The sequence below is a fragment of the Paraburkholderia solitsugae genome (assembly GCF_013177695.1).
Lineage (GTDB): Bacteria > Pseudomonadota > Gammaproteobacteria > Burkholderiales > Burkholderiaceae > Paraburkholderia > Paraburkholderia solitsugae.
This window is the reverse complement of record NZ_WOEY01000066.1, coordinates 96,420-110,174: the sequence shown is the minus strand read 5'-3', so window position 1 is coordinate 110,174 and position 13,755 is coordinate 96,420. Positions and strand designations below refer to the sequence as shown.

Genomic DNA, 13,755 nt, shown 5'->3' with positions numbered 1-13,755 from the left:
TCAAGCCTTCTGCGCTGCCTTGAACTCCTCAGCGGTAAAAGGCGTTTTTCTGAGTCGAACGCCTGTCGCATGAAATATTGCATTGCCGACGGCAGGTGCGATCGTCAGCGCCGTCGGTTCGCCGGCCCCGACCGGTGATCGGTCGACACGATTCACCAGCGAAATCGTTACCTCTGACGGCAACTCGCTGAAACGCAGGATCGGATAGCTAGCCCAGTCGAGCGACAGCATTTCCTTCCGGTTGAAGCGCACTTCTTCCTTGAGCGAACGGCTGAGGGTCTGAATCACACACCCCTGGATCTGGTTGCGCAGACCATCCGGATTCACAATCAACCCGCAATCATGTGCGACAAATACGCATGTCACTCGGGTCTCGCCGCTATGAACGTCCACCTCCACGCAGCACACCGATGCCACATAGGCGCCACCAGGCTCAAGTTCCGCAAAAGCGACGCCGACGCCTTCGCGAACCGATGCATCCGCTTTGCCTACGTGCGCACGCCGGACGTTCCAGTTCGATGCCGCCTTCACCTCCTGAAGAACTGCGATCGCACGCTCGTCGCTTAGATGCGTGATTCGGAACTCAATCGGATCGCGCCCCGCCAGACTGGCTAGTTCATCGAGAAACGATTCGTTGGCGAACGTATTGGCGACAGCACCCAGTCCGCGCATCGCCGATGGGCGCAGCGGGCCGTCAGGCAGCCAGCGCACCGCGACGCGTTCGTTCGGGAAGTGGTAAAGCGTTCTCGCGCAATGGTCTCCACCGATGCGTATCGGCTTGGGCGGCAGACCCATCAGTCTTCCCGGCAAAAGGTTTCCTGCGCTACCCATCGGCCGGGAAATATGGGTCGGCGTCGACATCGTGTACGACCAGCTTTCCACCTTCCCATCCGCGCTCACACTACCTTTGATTTGCGCTTCTGCGGCTGGACATTTCGGGTCCCAACCATGCTCATCGTTGCGCATCCATTGCACCCGAACCGGGCGACCGAGCGCCTGAGACAGCAGTGCAGCCTCGGCCGATGCGTCATCGGCGCCATTGTGACCATAGCAGCCGGCGCCCTCCGTCCACACGACACGCACCTTGTCCTTTGACATGCCGATCAACACGGCGATGGCATCCCGCAGCGGAAACGAACCCTGCGTCGCGGACCACACGATCGCGAAGTCCGGCTTGACGTCTGCAACACCGCACGATGGCCCGATCGAACCGTGGGTCAGGTACGGCGTCCGGTAAGTCGCGCTCAGACGCTTACTGGATTGTTCGAATGACGCGTCAGCGTCACCATTCTTGCGCAGTTCGGCGTCGAAACCCTGCTCCGCGCGCATCGCATCATACACAGCCGTGCCGTCGATTGCGTTTTTCGGTAGCGTCCATTCGACGGTCAACGCGCGCGATGCGGAGACCGCCTGGTATTCCTGTTCGCAGACGACCGCAACGAAGTTTTGCTTGACGACAACGTCGATCAAACCTGGCATATCAGCGACGCTCTTCCGATCTACCGTCGCCAGCGTAGCGCCGTTGAGCGGCGGATGAATCACGCGTGCGTGTACCATGCCCGGAAGCCGCACATTTTGCAGGTAGGTGTGCGCGCCGGCCACTTTTGCCGGCAGTTCGAGGCGAGGCACCGGCTTGCCGATCACGGCGAACGCGCGGGGCTCTTTCATGACGACCGTTTCATCGACCGGCAACGTCGCCCATTCCTCAGGTATTAAATCGCTATAAGCCATCGTGCGCCCTGAATCGGCGCTCTCATATACATGTGCATCGCGAGTCAACAACTGGTTGACAGGCACGCCCATGACTTTCGACGCCTCAACAACGATATGCGCACGCGCAGTCGCGGCCGCCCGGCGCACCGGTAACGTGCTCACTCGCATCGACAGGCTGCCGATTGTTGGCCCCTGATCAACCGCCACTGAAGTGTCGCCCATACTCACGGTCACACTCTCAATCGGCACATCCAGTTCTTCCGCAACGAGTTGCGCAAGCGCAGTCTGCACACCTGTCCCCAACTCGACCTTACCGGCGTAAAGCGTTACGTTTCCGCGCTTATCAATTGCAAGCCACGCCGACACTTGTGCGGCGTCCTGCGATTTCGCTGAAGCTCTCGCATCGCTAGAGCCGGCCCCGGCTTCGCCGGCAGCCTCCACGTTCAACGCTGGCCAGCTCAGCGACAATGGCAGCGCGAACGAAACGGCGAGTCCGCCGCCAAGCTTAAGAAACCGCCGGCGGCTAGTCACGACTGTTTTCCTCCAGCCGCATCTTCCACAGCCTCGAGAATACGCAGATGCGTGCCGCAGCGACAAAGGTTTCCATCGAGCGCCGCAATGATTTCCGCCCGGGTGGCATGCGGCTTCTGTTTAAGCAATGCAGCGGATGTCATCACCATTCCGCTAATGCAATAACCACATTGCGCCGCCTGATGCTTTACAAAAGAGGCGATCAGCGGGTTCGGCGGATTCTGGGCCGCCAGGCCCTCCACCGTCGTGATGGGCAGAGCCACACCCGACACCGGCAACACGCACGAGCGCACTGCGTCGTCGCCGAGGTGCACGGTGCATGCGCCGCACTGCGCCAGACCACAGCCGAACTTCGGGCCGTTAAGCTGCAGTTCGTTTCGCAGCACATACAGCAACGGCGTATCAGGACTCGAATTCACCGCGTGCGGCTGTCTGTTGACAACGATCGTCAGAGGCACGTTCGCTCCGTCAAAAAAGTGGGGGTCCCATGGATATTCCCTTTCGACTCCGGGGCAGAAAGTGCGGCGTGTCCACCCGGACCCGGGCTGGGCCGCACTCACTCAGGTTCCACGACGAACTCTAAACGCAGATCGTGCCCGCGGACGGCCCATACGTTGGACGCAACATCCGGTCGGCGGGACGAATGACGCTTGTCAGCTCATGTAGCGCAATAGAAATTCCCGCAGCAGCCCATTAACAAATTGTGGATGCGTCAAATTCGGAGCGTGTCCGGCGCCGTCGACCGTCACAAAACCCTTGGTATTCGGCAATCCAAGTGCCAGCGAGCGTCCATGTGCAATGTCGATTGCCGGATCGTTGCTACCGTGAAAAACGATCGCTGGACAGGTGATCTTCTGAAGCCGTAGCGTGATATCGTCGCGGCCGGTCAATGCGTCTACCGGATACTCGAACCCAGCTTTAGGCATTTGATGCCATGCACGCGTCCACCTCGAAGCATCGAAATCACCGCCTATCAATAGCGAGCGAAGATGGTCCGCAACAAGCGCGGCGCCGCTGTCAGCCCACATCTGCTTCAATTGCACGAATGAATCGATCACCGGTTGCACATCAACATCGGCGCGAGTCGAAATCAGCCCGAGCGCACGCACGCGATCTGGCTCGAGCAACGCCGCACGCATAGACAGAAAGCCTCCTTGTGACATCCCGACGAGTGCTGCAGAGCCAATCTCGAGGTGATCGAGGAGCGCGAGCAGGTCGCGTGCAGAATCCCAGAAGGTAAATGGCTTGTCGACGGCACCGGTCTGCCCGAAGCCGCGTTGATCCCACACAATGCAGCGAAAGTCGCTCCTAAGCGCCTCGATGTTCGTTGCGAACATCGATCCGTCCATTAGGAAACCATGAGAGAAGACGACCGCGGGACCGGTAGCGTTGCCCGTATCGACGTACCACAATCTTTGCCCATCGCAATTGAAAAACGGCATGATACCCAGCCTCTTATTGTCAACACACAGCGCCCGACGATGTATATCGTCACTTGACGCCATTTGAGCCTCTGGCTCGCTACTCTACTTACCCAATAATCCGAATTTTCAAGGCGTCTTCAAGGCCGACACATAAGCGGCCACCGCCCTGATTTCGTCGTTCGAAAGCAGCGGTCCTATGGTGGTCATCGCTTTGCCCTTCCCTCCCCGGCGCCCTTCCTTGTAGCTGCGCAGTTCTGTTTCGACATACTCTGGATGCTGGCCTGCAAGACGAGGGAATGCTCCCAGCACACCAGCACCATTGGCACCATGGCATGCAATACAGGCCGGCGCGCCGGCTTCGCTGCCTGCCGTATAAACCTTTTGACCAAGCGCTGGCGTAGCGGCAGCGACGGGCTCGCTATTTTTAGGGACTTGTGCGGAGTAATAGCTCGCTAGCGCGCGGATGTCGTCCTCTGACAGGTCCGCGACCTCCGGCTCCATAGAGGGGCTGTGACGAAGGGGCGGATGTCCATCCGAACCTTTGAACATGTTCAGTTGCTGGAGAAGATATTCCGGATTCTGTCCTGCAAGCCGCGGATAGAAGCCGACGACACTATTGCCATCGACAGCGTGGCACGCTGCGCAGCGTTGCGTCACAAGGTCATGTACACGGGCAGAAGAAACATCCACTGCATGGCTATTCGTCGCTAAGAGGCAGAACAGCGTGCCAGCAACGAAACTCGTTGTGATGCGGGAAATCACTGAATCTCTTTCCATTGACGTGTCCAACTATGCTAGTTACCTTGATAGGAGACTACGGCAATCGATAGTTGTCATCTGGCCATATAGACCGATTGTTTACCAGATGGTCCGTTAGTTAATTCATCTCGCGTTGGTCACGCACTGTTGGCCGTAGGAGGCAAAAATGGGACGCAGGGAGGATCTATCGAAAGATAGCGCCAAACCAAGTCGGATACTGCAAGGGCCATTTGGCCGTGCCAGCGTCAACTTCACCCGTCGTGCGCTGGTCGCCCATGCGCACGCACAATACCAATTTCTCTTCAAGCTGGCGGGCAGTGACAGTTTCTTCCGCATCGGTGAAACGCCATATGTGCTAGAAGATGGTCGAGCACTACTAATTAACCCGTGGGAATCTCACTCCAAGACCGACTCAACTGCGAATCCCTCCGTTATCTTGTCGCTGGTAATCGAGGTTGAATGGCTGCGCTCACTGCTGCAACTTCCCGAAAGTCCTGCGACTCGCATCTTTCCGTCTTCGAGCGTGGTTTGCACGCCCGACGTGAGGCATCATGTCGACCGCCTGGCCGCGGCAATCACGAATTCACTGATCGCAAGCCAAGATGTATCTCAAGCCATTCTTCAGGACCTGGTGCGAGCGGTGGTACGTGATTTTGCCGACCCAGCACTCACGATGAGCTTCCGTTCGTCGGGTAAATCGGCCGATTTCCGGATCCGCAAGGCGCTCGACTATATCAATGCGAACGCTGCGGAAAACCCCTCGGTCGCTACCGTCGCAGCCTATGTCGGGCTTTCGCGATCGCGGTTCTTCGAACAGTTCAAGAACTGTGTTGGCATTCCGCCGCAGCACTACATCGACTGGACGCGGATGACGTTATCTATAAAGTTGCTCACCGGTAGCACTAAACCTTTGATCGACATCGCTCTTGAACTTGGTTTCGAAGAGCACAGTCATTTCACTCGCTTCTTCACAAAGCACATGGCGGTTCCACCCAGTGAGTTTCGTCGAAATTCGATGGTCGTGGAAGCGCAACTGGCGGCCGAGTTGTTGCCCGCTTGAGCGCAATCAGCTTAGTACCACCGCCTTGGATATACGGGGCGGTGACCGCAGAGTCCCCTGTACTTTTGGTACATATTGCGCCCGATTCTGAGGCTTGAGTGCCAGGCTCTCCAGATCAGAACGTGTTCGATTGAATGAACACCGTGCTCCCTCATCGTCCTGAAAATTGAACGGTAAGTCCATGCAATCGGACATACCGGGACGCCCTACCCGTTTTATCCTCATACGATTCGCAGATTCGAAGCCGATGCGGACGCAGCATAGCTGCAAACGATTGCAAAAAGAATGGGAATTCCCCGGTGACGATGCCCACGCGGCCCAGTCCGACGCCGCTCATCTGATACCAAGTCAGCCTAGTCGCAACTCATTGGTGGTTTGCTTGCACGCGGCATGGGCGTATACACCTAGTGTACCTTTGCAATCGATTGCATTAAATTAGGTGGCAGCTGTCGTTGGTCAGCACTTTTGCCACGATGGTTAACCGCCGCACGCCGTCTTCGTGGTGTCCGAAACAGCACGCCCGAAACAGGCCGAGCGCAAGAGACCAATGTCTTACGGCCGCTCGACTGTCCGAGTGTTTTTTTGAAGCTTCATTACATAAATAAGTAGTGCATAGGTTTTTTGGAGAAACAATGAATCGGATCGCAGCTATTTCGATCGTCAGTGCAACCACGTTGGCAGGGGCCTGGTGCAGTTCCGCTAAGGCGCAGAGCGTGACACTCTACGGCATCGTCGATACCGGCGTCGAATACATCCACAATGCGAACGCAACGGGCAATTCGGTCACGCGCATGCCTGGCAATACGGGAGAATTACCGTCGCGCTGGGGCTTGACAGGCTCCGAACCGCTTGGCAACGACTACAAAGCGGTATTTACGCTCGAAAGCGGCTTTACTCCCGGCACCGGCACCCTCGGCCAAGGTGGCCGGTTATTCGGCCGCCAAGCCTTTGTGGGACTCGATGGCCCACTCGGCGCATTGACCTTCGGGCGACAATATTCGATGTTGACGTGGTCATTGCTGCCCGCTGATTTTATCGGACCGGACATATATGGGATCGCGGCCCTGGACCCATGGATCGCCAATGCGCGCAGCGACAACACCGTGGCTTACCGGAAGAGTTTCAATGGCTTGAGCGTCGGTGCAAGTTATTCGTTTGGCCGCGATGCGTCGCCTGCCGGTGGCTCCAATTCGCCGGGCCAAGGCACGTGCGCTGGTAGCATTCCCGGCAATACTGAGGCGTGTGCTGAATGGTCGCTTATGCTGCAGTACAACGCCACAAGCTGGGGCGTTTCTGCAGCATACGATCGCCAGAATGGCGGCCCAGGCGCCGCAGCCAATCTGTTCAATGGCCTCGCCCCGCTAGGTCTGACGGATAGCGGAAATCGCGACTCGCACCTCGCATTGAGCGCTTACGCGAAATTTGACAAGCTTACGTTTGGCGCAGTGTGGCTGAATCGGCGAGTCGACTCCGCTTCCGCGTCGACTCCAGATGTCACGTCGAATCAATTTGCACTGGAGGCGGAGTACAAGCTGTCGCCGGCATTGTTCTTCGATGCTATGGTGCAGCACGTCGTCAATCGCCAGCAGGACACGCGGGCAACCATGGAGATGATGCGAGCAACATATGCGCTATCGGTGCGCACCGCTGTCTATGCCCAGGTGGCCATTTTGCAGAACAGTTCCCATGCGGCCTACTCTGTCAGTAGCGGTGGCGCCTCCACGCCTGGGAAAGGGATGAGCCAGGTAGGCACCATGCTAGGCATCCGGCATTCGTTCTAGGTGCTTGACCGACTGCGCCCAAAGGCGCAAGGAGACAAAGGCAGTCTTTGCAGCTGGTAGCAAACGCGGCTCACGGCCTGGGCCGGCGAGCCGCGTAGCCATGCTTTCGCGCAACGCCGCCCCTGCTCGCCGTAATGGCATCGGCCGGGCTCGACCCATCGCAGGGTCAGGGTCGTATCGGAGCGTTCGAGGATCTCGATATGGACGTGGCTCATGTCTGGGGCCGGAGACTGGCGAGAGTACATCCCCTCTGTAATCAAGCACACGCCACCGGCACAAACTAGCCCGGTGGCGCTTTTGAAGCTATACGCTATCGTGAAACGGGCGTCTTCTTACTTGCCATCAATCACGGCGACGCCTTGAATTTCGATTTTGGATTGGCCCATCAATCCATCGACGGTGATCAGAGCGCTGCCGGGAAACTTGCCATCCGGGAAAAAGTCCTTGCGGATGTCGGCAAAATGCCCACCGTTACGTACGTCGGTAATGAAGACCGTCATTGACACGATGTCGCCCAGGTTCCCGCCAGACTTCTTCAGCGTTTCGCCAAGCTCCGTGAATGCGCGCCTTGCCTGACCATCGAAATCCTCAATAGGCTTCCCATCCGGGCCGAAGCGCCCCGTCTGTCCAGCGAAATAAACTGTCTTTTTCGGATTTTCGCTCGTCACTGCCAGCGAATAGGCACGCGCTTGCGTATCCGGCGTGGTGATGTAATCCTTTGCCTGACTCGACGTCGCGCCGATGCCGGCCAAGAGACCTGCCAAAGCGATAAAAACTGTCTTCTTGCGATTAAGATTTTTCATTTCATGCTCCTGAGAGGGTGATATTGGAATCTTTACGAATTGGCTTACGTTCTGAATCGGGGCAACAGCGCGAGTGCGTTTCCGCGGCCGATTTCCCCCAGGCGTTTGTCGTCGAAAACACCACATTCGGTGAGATTCTTCACGTGCTCGACCACCGTTCTGAACGGGTAATCTGTGCCGAACAGGATCTGCGAGTCGGGCACGACCTTGGTCAGCGCGCCCATCGCCACCGAGTTGGACGTCTGCGCCGTGTCGTAGTAGAAGCGGTCCAACTCGTACTTCAGCCCTTTGGGTAGATTCTTTGAGATCTGCGGACTTCTCGCCCAGCCGATGAACCGTTCGATGAGGAACGGCATCGTTCCGCCTGCATGCGAAAAGATGATCCGCATATCCGGGTAGCGCGAAGCAGTGCCGCTAGCCAGTATCTCGGCCATTGCGCGCGTCGTGTCGGTTTGATACTCGACGACGTTCGGCGACACGGCTGCTTGCAGATTGCGGCAGCAGTCGGCGGTGGTTGGATGCGTGTAGACGAGTGCTTTGCGCCTGTTCAACTCGGCGAATACCGGCTCGAACGCCGGGTCACCGAGCCACTTATTTCCATAGCTCGTGTACAGCCCTATGCCGTCCGCCTTCAGCACGTCGAGCGCGTAGGCAATCTCAAGCAGACTGCCTTCTACGTCCGGTAGCGGTAGCGCGGCAAACATGCCGAAGCGCCCCGGATAGCTCGACACCAGTTTTGCCCCGTACTCGTTAGAGTCGCGCGCCAGTTTGCGTGCTTTCGCGTTGTCGCCAAACCATATGCCGGGATTACTGATCGACAGAATCGAAGTCGCAACGCCCGTCTGATCCATCTGTTCGATCGAATGTGCGACCGTCCAGTTGTCCAGCGCGCGACGCGGTGTGGCCGACGCACCGGGCACGGCATCGTCGGACGGAACCTGACTCATGTATCCCGGGGGTACCAGATGGTGGTGAACATCGATCCAGTCGTGTCCGGGCGCGACGACTGGCGTGCCGGTCTGTGCCTGGACGGACGGTACGCCGACCAGACTGCTCGCGGCCAACGCGGCCAGCCCAGTGAAGAACCTCCGCCGTCCCGGACCGCAAAGCTGGCATTCGTTGGCTGTCATTTCCCCCCCACCACTGCTGTCGCCTGAATTTCGATCAGAGCGCCGGGAATGCCGAGATTGCGGATGGCGATCAGTGCGCTCGCCGGATACTTGCCCGGTGCAAAAAATTCCTTGCGGATGTCGGAGAAGTGTTCGCCGTTGCGCACGTCGGTAATGAACACAGTCATCGATACGATGTCACTCAGCTTGCCACCCGATGCTTCGAGCGTCTTCTGGATGCGCTGGAAAGCTGCGCGAGCCTGGCCGTCGAAATCCCCAGGCAACGGCTTGTTGTTGGGGTCTGCGATATTCAGTTGGCCGGCGAGGTAGACGGTCTTGCCGCCTTGAGTCGAAACCGACAGCGAATACGCCCGCTGGTCTGTGGCGGGAGTAGTGAGATATTCGTTCGCCTTCGCAGGCGTCATCGAAGTCATCGTGACGCATGCTGCAGCAGCCGACATGATTGCGACCAGCGATCGCCTGTTAACGTAAAACATGTTGCGTTCCTCTGTTTGCTTGTGTTGAAAATGAAGACGACTTGGATTGAAAGCATCGCCGGGTTGTGCTGGCGAGCGCGGGGAGTTAAACATTGCCAGCCAACCCGCCTGCCCGGGTGCGTGCTGCAATCTGATTGCGCATTTCGGGCGTGAAAACAGCCTTCGGCAGCATGCCGTGGACTGCCTTTGCGGGAATGACGCTATAGGCGCTCGCGACCTGGTCGGCATACTGAGTGATGCGAAAACTGCCGGCCATGCTGTATATCGAATAGGCCTCGACGTCGCTTATTCCAGCGGTTGCAGCGAGCCATTTGATCTGCTCGCGCAGACCGGATTTGAGCGCGTCGGCAATGGTTTCCCCAAATCCAAGACCGATCCAGTGCGTCGGCGTTTCGGCCATCGGCCCCGGCAGAGATGCGCCCTTATGCAGGATGTATTGAATCTGCAAGTCTTCCATGGCGGTTTCGATCGTGGTCTGATCGACTTGTCCATCGCCTTGTGCGGCGTGCGAGTTGCCGGTCCATACCATTGCCCCATCCCGTGAAACCGGGAGAAAGAGCGACGTTCCCGCAACAAGTTCGCTCAAGGCAATATTGCCGCCGTTGGGCCCAGCGAGAATCGCGCTCTTCGTTTCGTCTGACGCAGGCGCCGTTGCCATAAAGCCTTGAATCGGCTTCAAGGGAATACGGATTCCAGGCGCGAAGTTGGCGTATCGCCGGTCGTTGTCGAAACGGAAATACTTCAGGTAAGGCTTGTCGAAGTCTTTTGGCAGTGCACCGACGCCGCGTGGAGCCGCGTTCCAGCCCCACTGGATTGGCCGCAGTTTGATCATCCTGCATTCGATTAGATCACCGGGATGCGCGCCTTTGATCGCCACCGGACCCACCAGCGAATACGGCCCTTGAGGGTACTTGCGTCGTATCGGTTCACGCTCTGCGAAGCTCATACCGTATTTCGCTTCGTTACCCCAGTTGATCCAGGTATTCACATAGCGGACCACATCGCCGGATTCAATCGTCACAACCGCTTCGGCTTTCGGATCGACCACTCCAACCCGCACCGTCCGTTCATTCGACTCGACAATATGCTCCCGACTCGCCGGGACACGGCCGCCCACTTGCGCCGCGATGGTTTCGACCGCGAAGGGCATGGCTACACCGAGGAGGCCGAGCGAGCTGCCGAGCTTTATCGCTCTACGGCGGCTTTGCGAAGGCATTGCGTCTATTTGAGCGTCGTCGGATCGCATCATTGCGGAGCATCCTTTGCACCAATCGCGGCGATACCTGCACGAACAGCCTGCTCGTCCAGTTCTGACGGCGCACCGCTTGCAGCAACGGCGCCTACGAGGCTGCCGTTCAGAAAGATAGGAATACTGCCGCGTGCGGGCAACAGTGGAGCGCCATAGCCCAGAGACGCGACGTTGCCCCACACCATCGGGTTGTCCTCATAGCGCTTTGCGAGAACGTCACCCGGAGTGCCTCCGGTGGCGACAACCGCGAAGGCTTTGCCACGCGCAACTTCGATCGTCACGAAGCCCGCACCGTCCATCCGCGCGGAAGACACCACATGGCCACCCGTATCGAGAACAACGATGCTCAGTTGCAGATTCTTGTTCTGCGCAAAGGCTATAGTGGCTTCAATGACTTTGCTTGCCTGCGCATAGGAAATGGTTGACCGGGTCAGCACTTCCTGCGCCCCGGTGTGATGTGTGTCGGTCATTGCTTTATCTCCAGAGAGCTATTAGAAGTTAAGTCGGTAGATGCATCGTAGACCTGCGATCTCCCAAATCCTTATCGCAGAGTCCGCTTTTTTCAGCCGATTGCTGCCTGCGAGCGAATCGTTTGCCAATCGCACTACGACAACGTGACGAAGTTCATTGCAAGGCAATTTGAATACGTCAAGCCAGAAGATATCCGTGCTTCGAGAGCGGCAACGAATGTATCCGCTCCCCCGTGGCAGTACCGATTGCATTGACGAGCGCCGGGATCAACACGGAAAGAGGTGGCTCTCCGACACCACCCCAGAAACCGCCAGAGGGCATCAATATCGATTCGACTGTCGGCATGTGACGCATCATCATGACGGGGCAATCCGAGAAGTTGCTTTGCACGACTTTGCCGTCCCGGATGTTGATCTCGCCTAAAAACGCTGCACTCATCCCAAAGACCACGCAAGACTCAATCTGTGCGGTCACCGTGTTCGGATTGACGATGTAACCACAGTCGATTGCAACGATTACGCGCTCCACCTTCACCGTTTTGTTCGGCAAAATCGAGACCTCGACAGTGGCCGCGACAAAGGTGTTGTCCATTTCGTTGACCGCAACGCCGACACCTCGCCCCGCATCGCGCGGCTCATTCCATTGCGACGCCTTCGCAACGGCGTCCAGCAACGAGGCGAGTTGCGGGTGGTCGACGAGCAATTTTCGGCGATAGGCGACTGGATCTTGATTCGTAGATGCGCAGACTTCGTCGATAAAACATTCACGCGCAAACGGATTTTGCGAGTGGTACACGGCACGCCAGAAGCCAACTGGAACCGCCGTGTTGCGCATCGCGTACCTGACGTCGAGGTTCGACACCGTGTAAGGCATGTCCCGAAAGCCATCGGTCGGCATCAGGTCAACCCCGTCTTTCAGCGCCGCAGGTCGCAGCACACCGAGCACTGAGGGTGATGCCACGTCGATTTTCCACGCAATCATCTGGCCGCTTTCATCGAGCGCGACACGTTGCCGAACGATTGACGCGGGACGATAGAAGTCGTGTTGCACGTCTTCTTCCCGGCTCCAGACCATCTTGACGGCTCGGCCGGGCATCCGCTTCGCAATTAGCATGGAGAGTCGGACGTAATCCTGGCTGATCCCGCGCCGACCAAAACCGCCGCCGAGATAAAGGCGGTGGACTGTCACGTTCGCCTTGGGCACACCGGCAATATCCGCGGCGATACCAAGCGATATGTCGGGACCTTGGGAAGGCGCCCACAGGTCCACCTTGTCGCCGTCAATGCGAGCAGTGCAATTCTGCGGCTCCATCGTCGTGTGCGCGAGGAATGGCGAAAAGTATTCGCTTGCGAGCGTTTTGGCGGCGCCGCTGAAGACGGCCGTGGCGTCGCCCTGCTGCCGTACCGGCTTCAGACCACTTATAAAACCCTCTTCGAGAAACGCGCGAATGCTTCCGTCGTCGGCTTTATCGTGACCGTTGAAATCCCATGTGATCTTCAGCAACTTTGTTGCTTGCTGTGCCCGCCACCAGTTATCACCGACAACTGCGACGAAATTATCGATTGTCAGCACCTTGACGATGCCCCGCTTGCCATCGACTTCGCTGCTGTCTACTGAAACCGGCTTTCCGCCGAACACCGGACACTGCACAATCGCGGCGTAAAGCATACCCGGCACGTGAACGTCCATGCCGAACTGTGCCGTGCCATTCACTTTTGCCGGCAAGTCGAGGCGTTGATGGGGCTTCCCTAGCAACGTCCACGCGGATTGATCCTTGAGTTTCACGTCTTTGGGAACCGGCAGCGCTCCGGCCGCGGTGGCCAGTTCTCCATAGCTAAGATGACGCCCGCTTTTGGCATGAATCACACGGCTTCTGCTCGCGCTACATTCCTCCAGGCCAACATTCCAGTGCTGTGCTGCAGCCTGTCTGAGCATGAAGCATGCGCTAGCTCCCGCTTGCCGCAGGTACTGCTGTGAATCGCGAACGCTGCGGCTGTCGCCAGTAATCATCGTCACGAATGCGTTGTTACGCGCAATGTTCTCGGCCGGCGATGCGAACACCATCCGCACATCCTTCCAATCGCACTCAAGTTCCTCCGCGATCAACATCGGCAACGCGGTCGCGATGCCCTGTCCCATCTCGACTCGGGCGACCTCAAGTGTGATATCGCCCTCAGGGGCGATGCGAATCCACGCATTGATGTCCACCGGATCGCTGACGGCAGCGGCTGCGCCCGCTTTTCCAGCCATCGCGGCAGGCAGGTGAAAACCGAGCACGAAGCCCGGGACCGCTGCGGCGGAGGCCTTGAGAAAGCGCCGGCGAGACAGTCTGACTGATTCAGGGATGGCCGTCATGCT

General features: G+C 57.9%; 12 protein-coding genes and 1 pseudogene. 2 read left to right on the top strand and 11 right to left on the bottom strand.

Annotated features, from left to right (window positions below):
* The 4 genes from GNZ12_RS17530 to GNZ12_RS17515 all read right to left on the bottom strand — a co-directional run bounded on the left by GNZ12_RS17530 (position 1) and on the right by GNZ12_RS17515 (position 4,445).
* Positions 1–2,244: a xanthine dehydrogenase family protein molybdopterin-binding subunit gene (locus GNZ12_RS17530; protein WP_172311934.1), complete on the bottom strand. Its 2,244-nt coding sequence runs from the start codon at positions 2,242–2,244 to the stop codon at positions 1–3.
* Entirely contained in the window at positions 2,241–2,702 is a 462-nt protein-coding gene (locus GNZ12_RS17525; protein WP_172311932.1) for a (2Fe-2S)-binding protein, read from the bottom strand. Before GNZ12_RS17525 ends, GNZ12_RS17530 begins: the two co-directional genes overlap by 4 nt.
* A gap of 195 nt (positions 2,703–2,897) precedes the next feature.
* The gene (locus tag GNZ12_RS17520; RefSeq protein WP_172311930.1) at positions 2,898–3,749 is read right to left on the bottom strand and encodes an alpha/beta fold hydrolase; all 852 of its coding nucleotides are present in this window, start codon (positions 3,747–3,749) and stop codon (positions 2,898–2,900) included.
* Positions 3,750–3,794: 45 nt separating this feature from the next.
* A complete protein-coding gene (locus tag GNZ12_RS17515) occupies positions 3,795–4,445 on the bottom strand; it encodes a c-type cytochrome (protein ID WP_172311928.1) in 651 nt (216 codons plus the stop codon).
* Between the two features lie 148 nt (positions 4,446–4,593).
* On the opposite strand from GNZ12_RS17515, the gene GNZ12_RS17510 reads away from it, so the two are divergent.
* Positions 4,594–5,487 carry a helix-turn-helix domain-containing protein gene (locus GNZ12_RS17510; RefSeq protein ID WP_172311926.1) on the top strand — a complete coding sequence of 298 codons (894 nt, stop codon included), beginning with the start codon at positions 4,594–4,596 and terminating at the stop codon, positions 5,485–5,487.
* Positions 5,488–6,119: 632 nt separating this feature from the next.
* Complete coding sequence (locus GNZ12_RS17505) at positions 6,120–7,268, top strand: porin (protein WP_172311924.1); 1,149 nt, start codon at positions 6,120–6,122, stop codon at positions 7,266–7,268.
* Between the two features lie 122 nt (positions 7,269–7,390).
* Here GNZ12_RS17505 and GNZ12_RS45775 read toward each other — a convergent pair.
* From GNZ12_RS45775 to GNZ12_RS17470, 7 genes and pseudogenes are all read right to left on the bottom strand, one after another.
* Positions 7,391–7,513: pseudogene (locus tag GNZ12_RS45775) on the bottom strand (DUF3331 domain-containing protein); the annotation flags it as partial.
* 87 nt (positions 7,514–7,600) lie between these two features.
* The gene (locus tag GNZ12_RS17495) at positions 7,601–8,071 is read right to left on the bottom strand and encodes a RidA family protein (RefSeq protein ID WP_172311920.1); all 471 of its coding nucleotides are present in this window, start codon (positions 8,069–8,071) and stop codon (positions 7,601–7,603) included.
* A gap of 44 nt (positions 8,072–8,115) precedes the next feature.
* Positions 8,116–9,201 (bottom strand): amidohydrolase family protein, encoded by a 1,086-nt coding sequence (locus GNZ12_RS17490; protein WP_172311918.1) that lies wholly within the window; start codon positions 9,199–9,201, stop codon positions 8,116–8,118.
* Positions 9,198–9,770 (bottom strand): RidA family protein, encoded by a 573-nt coding sequence (locus GNZ12_RS17485; RefSeq protein ID WP_235993779.1) that lies wholly within the window; start codon positions 9,768–9,770, stop codon positions 9,198–9,200. The genes GNZ12_RS17490 and GNZ12_RS17485 overlap by 4 nt, the downstream gene beginning before the upstream one ends.
* Positions 9,763–10,926 (bottom strand): acetamidase/formamidase family protein, encoded by a 1,164-nt coding sequence (locus GNZ12_RS17480; protein ID WP_235993778.1) that lies wholly within the window; start codon positions 10,924–10,926, stop codon positions 9,763–9,765. The genes GNZ12_RS17485 and GNZ12_RS17480 overlap by 8 nt, the downstream gene beginning before the upstream one ends.
* Positions 10,923–11,396: a GlcG/HbpS family heme-binding protein gene (locus tag GNZ12_RS17475; protein ID WP_172311916.1), complete on the bottom strand. Its 474-nt coding sequence runs from the start codon at positions 11,394–11,396 to the stop codon at positions 10,923–10,925. Before GNZ12_RS17475 ends, GNZ12_RS17480 begins: the two co-directional genes overlap by 4 nt.
* Positions 11,397–11,574: 178 nt before the next feature.
* A complete protein-coding gene (locus GNZ12_RS17470; protein WP_172311914.1) occupies positions 11,575–13,752 on the bottom strand; it encodes a xanthine dehydrogenase family protein molybdopterin-binding subunit in 2,178 nt (725 codons plus the stop codon).
* Between the last annotated feature and the right edge of the window lie 3 nt (positions 13,753–13,755).

Coding starts and splice junctions, on each gene's coding strand:
- GNZ12_RS17485 (WP_235993779.1), bottom strand. CDS start 9,770: ATGTTTAACTCCCCGCGCTCGCCAGCACAACCCGGCGATGCTTTCAAT.
- GNZ12_RS17490 (WP_172311918.1), bottom strand. CDS start 9,201: ATGACAGCCAACGAATGCCAGCTTTGCGGTCCGGGACGGCGGAGGTTC.
- GNZ12_RS17495 (WP_172311920.1), bottom strand. CDS start 8,071: ATGAAAAATCTTAATCGCAAGAAGACAGTTTTTATCGCTTTGGCAGGT.
- GNZ12_RS17515 (WP_172311928.1), bottom strand. CDS start 4,445: ATGGAAAGAGATTCAGTGATTTCCCGCATCACAACGAGTTTCGTTGCT.
- GNZ12_RS17505 (WP_172311924.1), top strand. CDS start 6,120: ATGAATCGGATCGCAGCTATTTCGATCGTCAGTGCAACCACGTTGGCA.
- GNZ12_RS17475 (WP_172311916.1), bottom strand. CDS start 11,396: ATGACCGACACACATCACACCGGGGCGCAGGAAGTGCTGACCCGGTCA.
- GNZ12_RS17520 (WP_172311930.1), bottom strand. CDS start 3,749: ATGGCGTCAAGTGACGATATACATCGTCGGGCGCTGTGTGTTGACAAT.
- GNZ12_RS17470 (WP_172311914.1), bottom strand. CDS start 13,752: ATGACGGCCATCCCTGAATCAGTCAGACTGTCTCGCCGGCGCTTTCTC.
- GNZ12_RS17510 (WP_172311926.1), top strand. CDS start 4,594: ATGGGACGCAGGGAGGATCTATCGAAAGATAGCGCCAAACCAAGTCGG.
- GNZ12_RS17480 (WP_235993778.1), bottom strand. CDS start 10,926: ATGATGCGATCCGACGACGCTCAAATAGACGCAATGCCTTCGCAAAGC.